The sequence below is a fragment of the Nonomuraea endophytica genome, assembly GCF_014203235.1.
Classification (GTDB): Bacteria; Actinomycetota; Actinomycetes; order Streptosporangiales; family Streptosporangiaceae; genus Nonomuraea; species Nonomuraea endophytica.
Genome location: NZ_JACHIN010000033.1, coordinates 1 through 15,438 on the forward strand (window position 1 = coordinate 1; position 15,438 = coordinate 15,438).

17 protein-coding genes and 1 riboswitch are annotated in these 15,438 nt (G+C 69.6%); of the genes, 7 read left to right on the forward strand and 10 right to left on the reverse strand.

Annotated elements, in window-relative coordinates; translation table 11 throughout:
* Positions 1–431: 431 nt before the first annotated feature.
* The 4 genes from HNR40_RS52795 to HNR40_RS52810 form a co-directional block, all read right to left on the reverse strand.
* Positions 432–632, reverse strand: coding sequence for a cold-shock protein (locus tag HNR40_RS52795; RefSeq protein WP_106250594.1), 201 nt, complete (start codon positions 630–632; stop codon positions 432–434).
* A 231-nt stretch (positions 633–863) separates the two neighbouring features.
* Positions 864–1,139, reverse strand: coding sequence for a MoaD/ThiS family protein (locus HNR40_RS52800; protein ID WP_184976409.1), 276 nt, complete (start codon positions 1,137–1,139; stop codon positions 864–866).
* Between the two features lie 15 nt (positions 1,140–1,154).
* The gene (thrC, locus tag HNR40_RS52805; protein WP_184976411.1) at positions 1,155–2,384 is read right to left on the reverse strand and encodes a threonine synthase; all 1,230 of its coding nucleotides are present in this window, start codon (positions 2,382–2,384) and stop codon (positions 1,155–1,157) included.
* Between the two features lie 13 nt (positions 2,385–2,397).
* Positions 2,398–2,537, reverse strand: a riboswitch (SAM riboswitch).
* A 79-nt stretch (positions 2,538–2,616) separates the two neighbouring features.
* A complete protein-coding gene (locus tag HNR40_RS52810; protein ID WP_184976413.1) occupies positions 2,617–3,171 on the reverse strand; it encodes an RNA polymerase sigma factor in 555 nt (184 codons plus the stop codon).
* A 30-nt stretch (positions 3,172–3,201) separates the two neighbouring features.
* On the opposite strand from HNR40_RS52810, the gene HNR40_RS52815 reads away from it, so the two are divergent.
* Both HNR40_RS52815 and HNR40_RS52820 read left to right on the forward strand, forming a co-directional pair.
* Positions 3,202–4,620 (forward strand): alpha,alpha-trehalose-phosphate synthase (UDP-forming), encoded by a 1,419-nt coding sequence (locus tag HNR40_RS52815; protein WP_184976415.1) that lies wholly within the window; start codon positions 3,202–3,204, stop codon positions 4,618–4,620.
* An 8-nt stretch (positions 4,621–4,628) separates the two neighbouring features.
* Positions 4,629–5,786, forward strand: coding sequence for an MFS transporter (locus HNR40_RS52820; protein ID WP_184976417.1), 1,158 nt, complete (start codon positions 4,629–4,631; stop codon positions 5,784–5,786).
* On the opposite strand, the gene otsB is transcribed toward HNR40_RS52820, so the two are convergent.
* A complete protein-coding gene (otsB, locus tag HNR40_RS52825) occupies positions 5,755–6,510 on the reverse strand; it encodes a trehalose-phosphatase (RefSeq protein ID WP_312896877.1) in 756 nt (251 codons plus the stop codon). The two genes, HNR40_RS52820 and otsB, sit on opposite strands and share 32 nt — an antisense overlap.
* 51 nt (positions 6,511–6,561) lie before the next feature.
* Positions 6,562–6,864, reverse strand: a complete 303-nt coding sequence (locus HNR40_RS52830; RefSeq protein WP_184976419.1) for a DUF3263 domain-containing protein — start codon at positions 6,862–6,864, stop codon at positions 6,562–6,564.
* Between the two features lie 117 nt (positions 6,865–6,981).
* Between HNR40_RS52830 and HNR40_RS52835 the strand changes: the two genes are divergently transcribed.
* The 5 genes from HNR40_RS52835 (at position 6,982) to HNR40_RS52855 (ending at position 11,414) form a co-directional block, all read left to right on the forward strand.
* Positions 6,982–7,794 carry an SAM hydrolase/SAM-dependent halogenase family protein gene (locus HNR40_RS52835; protein ID WP_184976421.1) on the forward strand — a complete coding sequence of 271 codons (813 nt, stop codon included), beginning with the start codon at positions 6,982–6,984 and terminating at the stop codon, positions 7,792–7,794.
* Between the two features lie 151 nt (positions 7,795–7,945).
* A complete protein-coding gene (locus HNR40_RS52840) occupies positions 7,946–8,506 on the forward strand; it encodes a hypothetical protein (RefSeq protein ID WP_184976424.1) in 561 nt (186 codons plus the stop codon).
* Positions 8,503–9,684, forward strand: a complete 1,182-nt coding sequence (locus HNR40_RS52845; protein ID WP_184976426.1) for a S8 family serine peptidase — start codon at positions 8,503–8,505, stop codon at positions 9,682–9,684. The genes HNR40_RS52840 and HNR40_RS52845 overlap by 4 nt, the downstream gene beginning before the upstream one ends.
* 26 nt (positions 9,685–9,710) lie before the next feature.
* Complete coding sequence (locus tag HNR40_RS52850; RefSeq protein WP_184976428.1) at positions 9,711–10,115, forward strand: Zn-ribbon domain-containing OB-fold protein; 405 nt, start codon at positions 9,711–9,713, stop codon at positions 10,113–10,115.
* Between the two features lie 87 nt (positions 10,116–10,202).
* A complete protein-coding gene (locus HNR40_RS52855; RefSeq protein WP_184976430.1) occupies positions 10,203–11,414 on the forward strand; it encodes a lipid-transfer protein in 1,212 nt (403 codons plus the stop codon).
* Between the two features lie 38 nt (positions 11,415–11,452).
* Here the strand turns inward: HNR40_RS52855 and HNR40_RS52860 are convergent, their stop codons facing one another.
* From HNR40_RS52860 to HNR40_RS52875, 4 genes are read right to left on the reverse strand one after another with little or no spacing between them, the layout of a single operon-like run.
* Positions 11,453–12,469: an ABC transporter ATP-binding protein gene (locus tag HNR40_RS52860; protein ID WP_184976432.1), complete on the reverse strand. Its 1,017-nt coding sequence runs from the start codon at positions 12,467–12,469 to the stop codon at positions 11,453–11,455.
* Positions 12,453–13,490, reverse strand: coding sequence for an ABC transporter ATP-binding protein (locus HNR40_RS52865; protein ID WP_184976434.1), 1,038 nt, complete (start codon positions 13,488–13,490; stop codon positions 12,453–12,455). Before HNR40_RS52865 ends, HNR40_RS52860 begins: the two co-directional genes overlap by 17 nt.
* A 10-nt stretch (positions 13,491–13,500) precedes the next feature.
* Positions 13,501–14,451 carry an ABC transporter permease gene (locus HNR40_RS52870; protein ID WP_184976436.1) on the reverse strand — a complete coding sequence of 317 codons (951 nt, stop codon included), beginning with the start codon at positions 14,449–14,451 and terminating at the stop codon, positions 13,501–13,503.
* Positions 14,444–15,388 carry an ABC transporter permease gene (locus tag HNR40_RS52875; RefSeq protein WP_184976438.1) on the reverse strand — a complete coding sequence of 315 codons (945 nt, stop codon included), beginning with the start codon at positions 15,386–15,388 and terminating at the stop codon, positions 14,444–14,446. Before HNR40_RS52875 ends, HNR40_RS52870 begins: the two co-directional genes overlap by 8 nt.
* Positions 15,389–15,438: the final 50 nt, after the last annotated feature.

A 15,438-nucleotide genomic window follows, 5' to 3' on the forward strand; every position in this document is an offset into this window, starting at 1 on the left:
CGCCCCTTGGGACCAAGGGTCACCTTCACGGCGTCAGCGAGCTGGTTCATGCCGCGCTCGAGACCGCGCCGGGCGTCCTCGTCAAACGCGATCATCTTGGCTGCCATAAGGCTGGACCTCCCAGATGCAGGGTGGCTTCTCAAGGATCGAGCCGACGCCCGCGACGGCAGCGTGCCCGGCCCGGGGGCCGAACACTTGGGCCCGCATCTCCGTTCGGCAGGCCCCGATCGTCTCGATCCAGGTGTTGGCACTCACGTGGAGAGAGTGCCAACGAACTGTTTAGCACTCTACCCGGTCGAGTGCAAGCGAGAGCCACCTCGTCGCAGGTCAGGCCCGATCCCCTCGCGAGATCGGGCCTGTCCTGGTGAGACGAAAGGTGTTGGCAGAACCGCACGGACTGCGCTGCCGTGCGGGCTGCCTCGGTGCGTGGTTCAAACGGTGCGGACAGATTCCGCCTGCGGCCCCTTCTGGCCTTGTGTGATCTCGAACTCGACCCGCTGGCCTTGTTCGAGTGATCTGTAGCCGTCCATCATGATCGCTGAGTAATGGACGAATACATCCTTACCACCGTCTACCGCGATGAAACCGTAGCCCTTGTCCGCGTTGAACCACTTGACGGTGCCCTGCGCCACTTCCGACTCCTCTTACTGGGCTCGGGATCCCGCCCATTCCTCCGCGAGATCCGCGTTCGCCGCTTTTACCGAAAAACTGGCGGCGATCGCCCTCGACCATACCTGTGGCATGCCGTTGGGCAACAGAGTCAATCTGAAAACTGCCTATTTCATCCTTCGAAGAGTTGAATTTTCCAGAAATGGGAAGGGCACCTCCGAAGAGGTGCCCCAGTGCTAAGAGTGTGCGAAGCGTTAGCCTCCGGCTACCGCGGGGATGATGGAGATCTCGCTCCCCTCGGGGGCCGCGGTGTCGAGCCCCTCGGCGAATCGGACGTCCTCTTGCCCAACATAAACGTTGACAAAACGCCGAATCTTGCCCGATTCATCAAGAATTCGGGCACCGATCCCCGGGTAGTCGCTGTCCAGCTTCTGAAGGACCTCGCGCAGCGTCGCACCCTCGCCACTGACCTCCGCGTTACCACCCGTGTAGGTGCGCAGAATGGTGGGAATCCGTACAGAAACGCTCATGCCTAAAACTTCCTTTCAGATGGCGCGGAACGCGTCGAGAGAGGGCCGGATGACAGCGGTGGGTTCGGCGATCGACGACACCGCGTCAAGGGTCTTGAGGCCGACGCCGGTGTTCAGCACCACTGTTTCCGCCTCGGGATCCAGCGTGCCGTTTTCCACCAGCTTCTTGAGCACGCCCACGGTGACACCGCCCGCGGTCTCGGCGAAGATGCCCTCCGTGGAGGCCAGGAGCTTGATGGCCGCGACGATCTCGGCGTCGGTGACATCCTCCACCGCCCCTCCCGTACGGCGGGCGATGTCGAGCACGTAGGGCCCGTCAGCCGGGTTCCCGATGGCCAGCGACTTGGCGATGGTGTCCGGCTTGACCGGCTGGACCACGTCGTGCCCGGCCTTGTACGCCGCCGACACCGGCGAGCACCCGAGCGCCTGGGCCCCGAACACCTTGTACGGAGTGTCCTCGACCAGCCCGAGCGCCACGAGCTCCTTGAAGCCCTTGTCGATCTTCGTGAGCTGGGAGCCGGAGGCGATCGGGATGACGATCTGCTCGGGCAGCCTCCAGCCGAGCTGCTCGGCGATCTCGTAGGCCAGCGTCTTGGACCCCTCGGCGTAGTACGGCCGCAGGTTGACGTTGACGAAGCCCCACTTGTCGCCCAGCGGGTCGCCGATGAGCTCGGAGCAGAAGCGGTTGACCTCGTCGTAGGTGCCCTCGATGCCGATCAGCCTGCCGCCGAACACCCGGGCCATGGCGATCTTCGCCTGCTCCAGGTCGGCGGGGATGAAGACGCACGCGTCGAGCCCGGCCCTGGCGGCGGCAGCGGTGACCGCGCCGGCCAGGTTGCCGGTGGAGGAGCAGGACAGGGTGTGGAACCCGAAGTTGCGGGCCGCCTCGACGGCGATGGCCACCACCCGGTCCTTGAAGGAGTGGGTGGGGTTGCCGGAGTCGTCCTTGATGTGCAGCGACTTGATGCCGAGCGTCCGGCCGAGGTTGCCGGCCTTGACCAGCTTGGTCCAGCCGGGGTTCATGTTCTGCTTGGCGGCCACGTCCACGGGGACCGGCAGGAGCGCCTGGTAGCGCCAGATGTTGGTCGGACCGGACTCGATGTGCGAGCGGGTCACCGTACCGAAGTCATAGGCCACTTCGAGTGGCCCGAAACACTCCAGACACGCGAAACTGGGGCCGAGGTCATAGCGGGTGCCGCACTCGCGGCAGGAGAGAGCTACAGCAGGACCGAAGTCGAGCGACATGAAGCGAGGCCTTCCCTCATCTTCGCCTGCGGCCACCTTGACCACAGACCGGAATTGGCACCTTGTCCCGGTCGGCCTCGCGGGTGCGAGTCACAATCCGGGAGGGTTGCCGGGGCTTCGCAGGGCCGGTCCCTCCACCCCTCTGGATGAGCAATATGTAGTTGTCGAAAGGGACTCTACCTGGTCAAGCGGATCGGTTGCCCACCCATCTCGACCAGTGAGACAAACCGTCTCACCGATAATCCTCCCCGAGCACGCCCTGCACGTACTTGCGCGCCTGGTGGATACGGGATTTCGCGGTGCCGAGCGGGATACCTAGCTGCTCGGCCACTTCGTTGTAGTCAAGCTGCACGATGTCGCGCAGCACGAGCGCCTGCGCCAGGTCGGGCTTGGACGCCTCCAGCGCCTCCATCGCGTCCAGCAGGTCCAGGCGGGAGCCCGCGATCACGCTCACCCGGGCCACGTCCGGCTTCTGCGTGGGCAGCTCGTCGGAGCTCTGCTCGGCCGCCCGCCGCTTCAGCGACCGGTAGGTCGTGCGGGCGCAGTTGGCCGTCACGATGTGCAGCCACGTGCTGAAGCGCGCCCTGCCCTCGAAGCGGCCGATGTTGCGCGCGACGGCCAGCAGGGTGTCCTGGCAGGCCTCCTCCGCGTCCTGGTGATAGGGCAGGATTCGCGCGCAGTGTCGTAGTACGTGCGGCTCGATCCGCCGCAAGAGCTCGCCGAGTGCGCGATGATCTCCAGCGGCTGCGGAGCGGGCCAGTTCCTCGGTTAGCTCATCAAGCGCCATAGCGGGATCCTATGAGCGGAGGATAGTTAAATGAACAGCGTCCTGGTCGCCTCGAACCGCGGTCCTGTCTCCTTCACCGTCTCCGACGACGGTGAACTCACCATGAAACGCGGTGGCGGCGGCCTGGTGTCGGGCCTTTCCGGCGTGGCGAAGGACGAGGGCGTGCTGTGGGTCTGCGCGGCCCTTTCCGACGGCGACCGCAGCGCCGTACGGCAGGCCCCCGGCGGCCGCCTCGACCAGGCCGGCTACGACACCGGCGCGCTGCGCATGCTGGACATCGCCCCCGCGACCTTCCACCGCGCCTACAACGCCGTGGCCAACTCCACGCTGTGGTTCGTCAACCACCTGCTCTACGACATCCCCAACTCCCCGCACTTCGGCACCAGGTTCCAGCGCGAGTGGGAGTCCTACCGCGACTACAACGGCGCGTTCGCGCTGGCGCTGGCCGAGGAGGCCGGGCACGAGGCGCGGGTGATGGTGCAGGACTACCACCTGACCCTCACCCCGGCCATGCTCCGCGCCGAACGCCCCGATCTGCGCATCGCGCATTTCAGCCACACCCCCTGGGCCCCGCCCGAGTACTTCGCGCTGCTGCCCGACGAGGTGGCCCGTGAGGTCCTGGAAGGCATTCTGGGAGCCGATCACGCCGGGTTCCTCACCGAGCGGTGGGCACGGGCGTTCACCGACTGCTGCGCGGCCCTGCTGGGCGCGACGGTGGACGCCCGCGGCGTCACCCACGAGGGCCGCACGACCAGGATCGGCGTGCACGCGCTCGGCGTCGACGGCGAGCAGTTGTGGCGGCGCGCCTGCGAGCCGGACGTGGAGTCGAACGTGGCGGCGCTGCGCGAGCAGACCGGTGACAGGAAGCTGATCGTCCGCATCGACCGCACCGAGCTGTCGAAGAACATCGTGCGCGGGCTGGTCGCCTACCGCGAGTTCCTGGCCGCCCACCCCGAGTGGCACGGCCGCGTGGTGCACCTGGCCTTCGCCTACCCCAGCCGTCACGACCTGCCCGAGTACCGCGAGTACACCGCGGCGGTGCAGCGCTGCGCCAAGGAGATCGAGGACGAGTACGCCACCGAGGACTGGGACCCGCTGATCCTGAACGTCAACGACGACTACGCGCGCAGCCTCGCCGCCTACCGGATGGCCGACGTGCTGCTGGTCAACCCGATCCGCGACGGCATGAACCTGGTCGCCAAGGAGGGCCCGATCCTGTCGCCCCGCTGCGTCCTGGTGCTCTCCCGCGAGGCCGGGGCGGCGGCCGAGCTGGGCGCCGACGCGCTCGTGATCAACCCCTACGACGTCCTGGAGACCGCGCAGGCCCTGCACACCGCCCTGGTCATGCCCGAGGAGGAGCGTACGCGCAGGGCCGCCAGCCTGGCCGGAGCGGCCACCGCGCTGCCGCCGCAGAAGTGGCTTGCGGCGCAGCTCGATGCCCTGACTTAATGCCACAAGTGACCACTGTCCGGATTCGTCTGACCCGTGATCTCCCGACCTGGCTCGTCTACTTACAACTCGGCGCCTTCGCCACCTACCTGTACGGGCTGAGCGCCGTCCTGCCGCTGCTGCGCCAGGAACAGCAGGTGTCCAACGCGATCGCGGCCCTGCACGGCACCGCGATGGCCGCGGGAACGCTCCTCGCCGGCGCCGCGCTGCCGTTCCTGGAGCGCAGGTACGGCCGGCGCGCCACGATCTGGGGCAGCCTGGCCGGCATGAACGCGGGCCTGGTTCCGGTCATGCTCACCCCGGCCCTGCCCGCGACCCTGCTGGGCTACGGCCTGGCCAGCCTGTTCGGCTCGGTGGCCCTCTACGCCATGATGGCCGCGCTCAGCGACCACCACGGCCCGGCGGGACCGGCGGCGATCAGCGAGGCCAACGCGGTCGCGATCCTGTTCGGCATCGCCATGACCTACACGATCAGCGCCACCGCGCAGACCGCGCTCGGCTGGCGGGCGGCCCTGCTGATCACCCCGGTCCTCACCGCTCTGATCGCCCTCACGCTCGGCCGGGTCCGCGTGGCCGGCCGCCCGCACGACGGCGCCGCCCGCGCGAGCCTGCCGGGCCCCGGCTGGCGCTTCTACGTGGCGGGCGGCGTGCTCTTCCTCGTGGTCGCGCTGGAGTTCTGCTTCAACCTGTGGGCGGTGCAGTTGTTCGCGTCCAACACCGGGATGGGCGTGGCGGCGGCCACGACCGGGCTGACCGCGTTCACGGCCGGCCTGGCCGTGGGCCGCTTCGCCGGGACGCCGCTGGCCCTGCGCATGGGCCCGCCCACGCTGCTCACCGGCGCCCTGCTGCTCACCGCGGCCGGCTGGCTGCTGTTCTGGTCGAGCACGCAGCCGCTGCTCGCCTACGCGGGGCTGGCGATCAGCGGGCTCGGCGTGTCGCTGCACTTCCCGCTCGCGCTGGCCGGCGTGCTCGCGTACGACCCGGTGCGGGCCACGGCCGTCTCGCCGGTCTGCGCGGGACTGGCGATGGCCGCCGGCCCGTTCGCGCTGGGGGCGCTGGCCGACGGCTTCGGGACGCGCACGGCCTTCCTCATGGTCCCGGCGCTGATCGCGCTGGCCGTGGCGGGCGTGCTGGTCAGCCGCGAACCTCGGCCGTCAGCTCCTTGAGCAGCGCCATCACGCCGTCGGGACCGTCCACGACGATGTCGGCCCGCTCGGCCAGCTCGGTGACCTCGGCCGAACCACTGCACACGGTCACACCGGGCAACCCGGACGCGCGTACCGCGTCGAAGGCAGCCAGATCGCCCAGGTCGTCGCCGACGAACATCACCGACCTGGCCGCGCGCTCGGCCAGGAACAACGACAGCGCCTGGCCCTTGTCCATGCCGGGCGGGCGCAGCTCCAGCACATAACGGCCGGGCTCGACCACCAGCCCGTTGCGCTCGGCCAGCGCCGCGAGTGGCCGGCGCAGCGCCTCGAAGGCCCCGTCGGGATCGGGACTGCGCCTCGTGTGTACGGCTACCGCCCGCCCCTTGTCCTCGACGGCCACTCCGGTCAGGCCCAGGGCGTCGAGCAGCATCGGCAGTTCGGCCTCGGCCCGTGGCACGCCGGCGGGCGGCGGCGGCGCGCTGATCCGGCCGTTCTCCCACCGCTCGAAGCCGTAGTGCCCGAGGATCACCAGGCCCGGCACGTCGGTCAGGCCGGGACCGAGTTCGAGGACGGTGGCGGGGGGCCGGCCGGTCAGGATGACGACGGCCGACATCCGCGCGCTGAGCTGCGCCAGGATGTCGGGCGCCGCCGGATGGATCCGCGCGGCGGCCGGATCGGGCACGATGGGCGACAGGGTGCCGTCGAAGTCGAGCCCGATCACCGCCCCTGACGGGTCGTTCACGATCGCTTGGATTCCAGGGATGTTCCTCACGCGGCTGGAGTACCCAACCACCTAGGGGCGCATGCCGAGTCGCCGCGCCGCGCGCTCGCGCTGCCGCGTGGCCCGCAGCCGGCGCAGTCGCTTGACCAGCATCGGATCCTGCTCCAGCGCTTCGGGACGGTCGATGAGTTCACCGAGCAACTGGTAGTAACGCGTGGCCGAGAACCCGAAGGTCTCCTTGACGGCCTGCTCCTTCGCGCCGGCGTAGCGCCACCATTGGCGCTCGAAGGCGAGGAGCTGAAGGTCTCGTTCGGTGAGGGGCTGACGGGCGGGTTCCTGGGCAGCACTGTCACCGCTGACCGGTGCGGTGTCCATGGTCGTCCTCCTCGGAAGGGCGTACGGCGCTCACGCCATACGTACGCGGCCCGTGGCCATCGTAATGTGCCAAAGCCGGGTGTTCACCGCGGATCGGGAGACGTACAGTCACCAAGTGTGACCCCAGTCATAACGCTTCTCACCGATTACGGACTCGAAGACGGCTATGTGGCTGCCTGCCATGGTGTGATCGTCGGAATCGCGCCGCAGGCCCGCGTCATCGACGTGTGCCACCTCATCCCTTCGGGCGACGTACGGCGGGGCGCGGCGGTTCTCGCGCAGACCATCCCGTACATCCCGCCCGGCGTGCACATCGGCGCCGTGGACCCGGGAGCCGGCGGGGCCAGGCGCGCGGTGGCCGTGTCCGCGGGGGGACGGGTGTTCATCGGTCCTGACAACGGGCTGCTGTCCTGGGCGGTGCACGCCTGCGGCGGCGCCGAGTCCGCCTACGAGATCACCAACGACGCGCTCTTCCTGCACCCGGTCTCGCCGACCTTCCACGGCCGCGACGTGTACGCGCCGGTGGCCGGGCGGCTGTGCCTGGGCGGCAAGCCGTCCGACCTCGGGCCGGAGATCCCGCTGAACCGGCTCGTCTCGCTGCCGGAGCCGACGTCGGTGCTGCGCGAGGGCTCGGTGGAGGGCGAGGTGGTCTCCGTGGACCGCTACGGCAACACCCAGCTGTCGATCGCCGCCGGCGACCTGGCGGCGCTCGGGGTCCGGGTGGGCGACACGCTGGGCGTGTGGATGGGGCGCAGGCAGCTGGCGATGCCGTACCGGGAGACGTACGCGGCGGTGCCGCCGGGGGAACTGGTGGCCTTCGCCGACTCGGCGGGGCTCATCGCGATCGCCGTGAACTCGGGTGATGCGGCCCAGCGGCTGGGGCTCCCACCGGGCGCACATGTGCGACTTTCCCCCGCTCCGGTGCGATAGCGACATTACCCCGCGTATCGGTCTGTTTACCGAAGCGTCGGATTGAACCATCGCCTGCGTGCCAGAATGCACGGCAGTTCGAGCGCCTCCTCCCCCTTCCTTCGAGGCAGACGTGTTCCTGCTGTCCGTCGCACTGTTGTCCCTACTCTCCATGTCCAAACTCCCGTTCCCGTGGGGCTCGGCCGAGCCCGCCGTGAGCGAGCGCTGGCACGCGTGGCCGGTGTCGAGGGTCTTCCCCGCCGCGCTCACCGGCGCGAGCCCGTCCGGCGCGCGGGTGACCTACCTGCTGGCCGGCGTCGCGCCCGAGGCGCCGTGCCGGGTCGCGCTCCAGGCCGCCGCCGCGGCCATGCTGCCGCGCTGCCTGACGACCCTGCGGGCCACCTACTCCGACAGCACGCAGACCTTCGTCGCCACCGTGGGCGTGGCCGTGCTCGACGGGGCGCCTTCCTGGCTGCCCGTCAGAGCGATCCCCGCCGGGGGGCGTCCGCCGAGTGTGCGGCCCGTGGCCTTCCCCGGCGGCGCGGCCGAGCGGTTCGGCGACGCCCAGTACGTCACCGGCGCCGTGGCGGCCTCCGGCGGGCCTTACGTGGTCTTCACCGCCGCCGGGTACGCGGACGGCCGGCCGTACCAGCCGGAGGGCGGGAGCGAGCCGCGCCTCGGCGCGGCGGCGGTGCAACTGGCGGAGGCCCTGCACAAGGCGCTCACCCGGTGATCCGCGCCGCAGCGGGGCTGCTGCCGGTCTGTCTCGTCACACTGCTCATCGCCGGCCCGCCCGCCAGCGGCATACGCGGCGTCGCCGCGAGAGGCGGCGCGGCCGCCGTGGCCGCGAGGCAGCAGCAGTGGCAGCTCGGCGCGTTGCGCGTGCCCGAAGCGTGGAAGGTGAGCAGGGGCGAGGGGGTGCTGGTGGCCGTGCTCGACACCGGCGTGGACGGCCGCCATCCCGACCTGGCCGGAGCCGTCGTCGAGGGGCCCGACCTGACCGGGCCGGTGCGCGGGCAGGCCAGGACGGGCCATCACGGCACCGCGATGGCCAGCCTCATCGCCGGGCGCGGCCACGGCGACGGACGCGGCGTGGTGGGCGTCGCCCCGGCCGCCCGGGTGCTGTCGGTCCGGGTGACGCTGGAGAACGACGACCCGCTGCGCGGCAAGCAGCGCGCCACCGCGAGCGGCCGCGACGCGCTGGCCCAGGGCATCAGGTATGCCGTCGACCGGGGCGCGCAGGTCGTCAGCATGTCGCTGGGCGGCGGCAGCGGCTCGTGGGAGGGCTCGGCGGCCGAGGAGGAGGCGGTGCAGTACGCGATCTCCCGTGGGGCCGTGCTCGTCGCCTCCTCGGGCAACGACGGCGACGACGCCAACCGCAAGAACTTCCCCGCCGCCTACCCCGGCGTGATCGCCGTGGGCGCGGTGGACAAGCGGATGAGGGTGCCGCGCTTCTCCAACCGCCAGGACTACCTGTCGGTGGTCGCGCCGGGCACCGGGATCGTCAGCGCCGACGGTCCGGACGGGTACGTGGTCGGCGACGGGACCAGTTCGGCGGCGGCGATGGTGGCGGGGATCGCCGCGCTGGTCAGGGCTGAGTATCCGGGGCTGTCGCCGTACCACGTGCGGATGGCGATCGAGCGCGGCACCAGGAAGCGTCCTGCCGACGGGCACAGCCGCGCCTACGGTCACGGGGTGGCCGACGCGGCGCGCGCCCTGCGCGAGGCCGGGCGGCTGGCCCGTCCCGCCGCGTCCAGGATCGGGCAGGTCGGCGGCTACTTCGGCGGCGGCCCGCTGCCCTCGCAGCCGGGCTCGCGACTGCCGGTGGTGGTGGCGATGATCGGGCTGACGGTCGCGATGTCGGCCAGGGTGGTGGTGCTGCACTTGCGGCGGCGGAGGCATTCTCCCTAGCAAGCGCTTGTGTGATACTCGTCGATATGACCTTGGCGATCGACGGCTGGTTCACCATCGGCGACGACGGCACCCATCTCCTCGGCACCCGGTGCGCCGACTGCGGCACGGTCAGCTTCCCGCCGCAGTGGGGCTTCTGCCGCAATCCGCACTGCTCGGGCGAGACGCAGGAGGAGACCCGGCTGCCGCGCCAGGGCACCGTCTGGTCCTACACCAACGCCTGTTACGCGCCGCCGCCGCCGTTCGCCGCGGCGGAGCCGTACACGCCGGTGACGCTCGCCGCGGTCGAGCTCGCCGAGGCCGGGATCATCGTGCTCGGCCAGGTCAAGGACCTGACCGTGGACGAGCTGCGGGTCGGCATGGAGCTGCGCCTCACGCACGGCCCGCTCGCCGACGGCCCGCTGGTGTGGATGTGGGAGGCGGCCCAGTGAGCACGGAGCGAACCCGACGCAGCGAGCGGAGTGGGCGGTCGAGGAACGAGACCGGCGGCGGAGCGAGTGAGGAGCGGTGAGCGACCAATGAACACTGTGGTCATCGGCGCGGGCATGCATCCGTGGGGCAAATGGGGCAAACCCTTCATCGAATACGGCGTCGCCGCCGCCCGTGCCGCCCTGGCCGACGCGGGCGTGTCCTGGACCGACGTGCAGTACGTCGTCGGCGCCGACACCATAAGGAACGGCTACCCCGGCTTCATCGCCGGCGCCACCTTCGCCCAGGCGCTCGGCTGGAACGGAGCCAGGATCGCCTCCTGCTACGCCGCGTGCGCCTCGGGCGCGCAGGCCATCGACCTCGCCAGGACCAGGATCCTGGCGGGCCTGTGCGACGTGGCACTCGTGGTCGGCGCGGACTCGACGCCCAAGGGCTTCTTCAAGCCTGTCGGCGGCAAGCGCCCCGACGACCCCGACTGGCTGCGCTTCCGCCTGCTCGGCGCCACCAACCCCGCCTACTTCGCCCTCTACGCCCGCCGCCGCATGGCCCTGTACGGCTCGACCGCCGCCGACTTCGCCGCCGTGAAGGTCAAGAACGCGGCCTGCGGCGCGCTCAACCCCATGGCCCGCTACCGCAAGCCCGTCACCGAGCAGGAGGTGCTGGCCTCGCCGATGGTGGCCGACCCGCTGCGGCTCATGGACATCTGCGCCACCTCCGACGGGGGCGCCGCGGTGGTGCTGGCCTCGGCGGAGTTCGCCCGCCGCCACGGGATCTCCCGGCCGGTACGGCTGGCCGCCGTCTCGACCGTCACCCCCACCTTCCCCAACACCACACTGGAGCTGCCCGCCTTCGCCACCGACTCGGCGGCAGCCGTATCGGAGCAAGCTCCTCAACTTCGTATACCGGCTCCAGAACGCCCTTTCCGCGCGGACATCGCCCACGCCGCCTACGAGGAGGCGGGACTGGGACCGGACGACCTGTCCTTCGCCGAGGTCTACGACCTGTCCACGGCGCTGGAGCTCGACTGGATGGAGGACGTCGGCCTGTGCCCGCCCGGCGAGGCGGAGAAGCTGCTGCGGGCCGGCGACACCACGCTCGGCGGCCGGATCCCGGTGAACCCGTCCGGCGGGCTCGCCTCCTTCGGCGAGGCCATCCCCGCCCAGGCCATCGCCCAGGTGTGCGAGCTGACCTGGCAACTGCGCGGCACGGCCGGCGCCCGCCAGGTCGCCGGAGCCCGGGTCGGCCTGGCCGCCAACCAGGGCCTGTTCGGACACGGCTCGGCCGTCATCGCCACAACGTGAAGGAGCCCTCCGGGGAGGGCTCCTTCACGTCGTACTTGCTAACCGATGTGCACCACGTCGTGGGTCTCGGCGAAGTGGCACGCGCTCTCGTGCGCGGTCCCCGGCCTGATCTGCAGCAGCGGCTCTTCCTCCGCGCAGATCTCCTGAGCCTTCCAGCACCGGGTGCGGAAGCGGCAACCCGAGGGCGGGTTGGCCGGCGACGGCGGGTCGCCCTGCAGGATGATCCGCTCGCGCAGCTCGCGCCCCTCCGGATCCGGAACCGGAACCGCGGAGAGCAGAGCCTGCGTGTACGGATGCGCGGGCTTGTCGTAGACCTCCGTGTCCTTGCCGAGCTCCACCAGCTTGCCCAGGTACATCACACCGACCCGGTCGGCGATGTGGCGCACCACCGACAGGTCGTGGGCGATGAAGATGTAGGCCAGGTTGAACTCGTCCTGCAGCCGCTCCAGCAGGTTGATGACCTGCGCCTGGATCGACACGTCCAGCGCCGAGACCGGCTCGTCGCAGACGATGATCTCCGGCTGCAGGGCCAGGCCGCGCGCGATGCCGATGCGCTGGCGCTGGCCGCCGGAGAACTGGTGCGGGTAGCGGTTGATGTGGTCGGGGTTGAGTCCGACCACCTCCAGCAGCTCCTGCACCTTCTTGCGCCGGTCGCCCCTCGGCGCGACCTCGGTGTGGATGTCGTACGGCTCGCCGATGATGTCACCGACGGTCATCCGGGGGTTCAGCGAGGTGTAGGGATCCTGCATCACCATCTGGATGTTGCGCCGCATGCGCTTGAGCTCGCCGCCGCGGGCGTGGGCGATCTCCCGGCCCTTGATCTTGACCGAGCCCGACGTCGGCCGCTCCAGCGCCATGAGCACCTTGGCCAGCGTCGACTTGCCGCAGCCCGACTCGCCCACGATGCCCAGGGTCTCGCCCCTGTGCAGGTCGAAGGAGACGCCGTCGACGGCCTTGATCGCGCCGATCTGCCTCTTGACCACGATGCCCTGGGTCAGCGGGAAGTGCTTGACCAGGTCGCGTACCTCAAGGATCGGCTCACTCGTGGGTGCCATCGAGGACCTCCCTCCAGTAGTGGCAGGCACTGCTGCGGGTGCCGCTGATCCCGGACAGCGCCGGGGCCTCGGTGACGCAGATGTCCTGACGGTACGGGCAGCGGGGGTGGAAGGCGCAGCCGGTCGGCATGTCCAGCAGGTTCGGCGGCATGCCCTTGATGGCGTACAGGTCCTGGCCCTTCTGGTCGACCCTGGGGATCGATTCCAGCAGGCCCTTCGTGTACGGGTGGGCGGGTGTCTTGTAGATGTCGTGGACCGGGGCGTTCTCGACGATCCGCCCGCCGTACATGACCGCGATCTTGTCCGCGACGTCGGCGACCACGCCGAGGTCGTGGGTGATCAGGATCAGGCCCATATTGCTCTCGCGCTGGAGCTCCGCGAGGAGCTCCATGATCTGGGCCTGGACGGTCACGTCGAGCGCGGTGGTCGGCTCGTCGGCGATCAGCACCTCCGGGTCCAGCGCGATCGACATGGCGATCATGATGCGCTGGCGCATGCCTCCGGAGAACTGGTGCGGATAGTCGTTGACGCGCTGCCTGGCGGCCGGGATGCGGACCCGGTCCATCAGCTCGACCGCCTTGGTCAGCGCCTCCTTCTTGCCCATGCCCCGGTGCACGCGGAACATCTCGCTGATCTGCCAGCCCACGGTGAAGACCGGGTTCAGCGAGGAGAGCGCGTCCTGGAAGACCATCGCGATGCGCTGGCCGCGCACCTGCGAACGGGCGTCTTCCGAGAGCTTGAGCAGGTCGGTGCCGCGGAAGCGGATCTCGCCCTTGGGAATCACCGCGGGCGGCATGTCCAGGATGCCCATGATCGCCTGAGCGGTCACGGACTTGCCCGACCCCGACTCGCCCAGCACGGCGAGGGTCTCGCCGGGGTTGAGCGAATAGGTCACACCGTTGACGGCGTGCACGACGCCGGCCCTTGTGCGGAACTCCACGTGCAGGTTGTCGACAGCTAGCAGAGGCTCGTTGCCCAGCCCTCCCTCGGCCGGCAACACCTCTGGGGATGTCTTCTTCACAGGTTCCCCCTTACCTGAGCTTCGGGTCGAGCGCGTCGCGTACGGCGTCGCCCAGCATGATGAACGCCAGCACCGTGATGCTCAGGAACACCGCCGGGAAGATCAGCGGCAGCGGCGCGTCCAGGAACCTGTTACGGGCGTCGGAGATCATCAGACCCCACGAGATGTCCGGCGAGGTCACACCGACGCCGAGGAACGACAGCGCCGCCTCGGCCGCGATGAACCCGCCGAGGTTGATCGTCGCGATGACGATGACCGGTGCGAGCGCGTTCGGCAGCAGGTGCCTCATCATGATCCGCATGTGGCCGGCGCCCAGGGCTTTGGCCGCGACCACGAAGTCCTGGCTCTTGGCGGTGATGACCGCCGCTCTCATGATCCGGTACGTCATCGGCCACCCCAGGACGGTCAGCGCGATGATGACCAGGGTGATGCTGCTCAACGGGCCGCCACGGAAGGTGGCCGCGATCAGCAGGGCGCCCAGGATGCTGGGGATGGCGAAGAAGATCTCGGTCAGGCGCGAGGCCAGGGTGTCGGTGACACCGCCGAAGTATCCGGCCGCGAGGCCGAACATGCCGCCGATGAGCGACGTCGCGAGCGTCGTCGAGATGCCGATCAGCAGCGAGTTGGCGGCGCCGTAGATCGAGCGGGCGTAGACGTCGCAGCCCAGGTTGTCGCGGCCGAAGATGTGGCCGCCGCTGGGTCCCTGCCGGGCCGTGGCCAGCTCGCAGGTCCGCGGGTCGTTCGGATCGATGGCCGTGAACAACGACGGCCACAGCGCCATGACGACCAGGACCGCGATGAGGATCGCCGAGACGATGAAGATCGGCCGGCGGCGGAGGTCATGCCAGGCGTCGCTCCAGAGGCTGGCCGGCTTTCCCTCCTTCTTCGTGGACCTGGGGAGCGGGGGCCCCGAAGGCGCGTTCGGTGGGAGGGTCTGCGCCGGCTGCTGAATGTCACTCATAGCGGATCCTCGGGTCGAGCACTGCGTACATCATGTCGACGACCAGGTTGGCGACGATGTAGATCAGCACCAGAACTGTCACGATACCGACGACGACTGGCTGTTCTCGCAGGTAGACGGATTGGAAGAGCTGGTTGCCGATGCCCGGGAGATTGAAGATCGTCTCCGTGATCACCGCGCCGCCCATGAGGTTGCCGAGGTCGGCGCCCAGATAGGTGACGAGGGGGATCAGCGCGTTGCGCAATCCGTGCCTGCCGATGACCCTCCGTCTGGACAAGCCCTTGGCGGTCGCCGTGCGGATGTAGTCCGCCCGGAGTGTTTCCACCAGGCTGGTCCGTGTCAGTCGGGTGAGGTAGGCGATCGAGATGCCCGCCAGCACGAAGCCCGGCAGCAGATAGCTGCGGAAGCCGTTGCTGATGCCTGCGATGGGGAAGATGTCGACCCCGGTCCACTGTTTGACCTTCACGCCGAGCACCAGCTGCAGCACGAAGCCGGTGACCAGAGTGGGGACGGAGATCAGCAGAAGGGTCGAGGCCAGGATCATGGTGTCGGCGGCCCTGCCGCGGCGCAGCGCCGCCCACAGGCCGAGGCCGACGCCGATGATGGCCTCGAAGACCAGCGCGGTCAGCGCCAGGTTCAGCGTGACCTGGAACTTGCCGGCCATGAGCTGGGACACGGGCACGTCGGCGAAGGTCACGCCGAAGTCACCGCGGAAGATGACGCCGCTGATGTAGTACCAGTACTGCAGCAGCAGCGGATCGTTGAGGTGGTATCGCTCGCGAAGGATCGCGACGATCGTCGGGTCTGTTCTCTTCTCACCGGCCAGCGCTGCGACAGGGTCGCCGGGCAGCGCGAACACAATGGCGAAGATGAGCAGAGTGGCACCCAGTAGCACAGGTATCGCCTGGATCAGGCGCCTGATGATATAACGGCCCATTTAAGCCTCCCGTACATGCCAAGAAGGCAATCACCTGGGGGTGGGATCTA

What these genes read in the sequence shown, in the direction of transcription:
- HNR40_RS52800 (WP_184976409.1), bottom strand. Translation starts at nt 1,139, where the DNA reads ATGAGCGTTTCTGTACGGATTCCCACCATTCTGCGCACCTACACGGGT.
- HNR40_RS52870 (WP_184976436.1), bottom strand. Translation starts at nt 14,451, where the DNA reads ATGAGTGACATTCAGCAGCCGGCGCAGACCCTCCCACCGAACGCGCCT.
- thrC (WP_184976411.1), bottom strand. Translation starts at nt 2,384, where the DNA reads ATGTCGCTCGACTTCGGTCCTGCTGTAGCTCTCTCCTGCCGCGAGTGC.
- HNR40_RS52840 (WP_184976424.1), top strand. Translation starts at nt 7,946, where the DNA reads ATGTCCAAACTCCCGTTCCCGTGGGGCTCGGCCGAGCCCGCCGTGAGC.
- HNR40_RS52855 (WP_184976430.1), top strand. Translation starts at nt 10,203, where the DNA reads ATGAACACTGTGGTCATCGGCGCGGGCATGCATCCGTGGGGCAAATGG.
- HNR40_RS52830 (WP_184976419.1), bottom strand. Translation starts at nt 6,864, where the DNA reads ATGGACACCGCACCGGTCAGCGGTGACAGTGCTGCCCAGGAACCCGCC.
- HNR40_RS52815 (WP_184976415.1), top strand. Translation starts at nt 3,202, where the DNA reads ATGAACAGCGTCCTGGTCGCCTCGAACCGCGGTCCTGTCTCCTTCACC.
- HNR40_RS52875 (WP_184976438.1), bottom strand. Translation starts at nt 15,388, where the DNA reads ATGGGCCGTTATATCATCAGGCGCCTGATCCAGGCGATACCTGTGCTA.
- HNR40_RS52850 (WP_184976428.1), top strand. Translation starts at nt 9,711, where the DNA reads ATGACCTTGGCGATCGACGGCTGGTTCACCATCGGCGACGACGGCACC.
- HNR40_RS52810 (WP_184976413.1), bottom strand. Translation starts at nt 3,171, where the DNA reads ATGGCGCTTGATGAGCTAACCGAGGAACTGGCCCGCTCCGCAGCCGCT.
- HNR40_RS52860 (WP_184976432.1), bottom strand. Translation starts at nt 12,469, where the DNA reads ATGGCACCCACGAGTGAGCCGATCCTTGAGGTACGCGACCTGGTCAAG.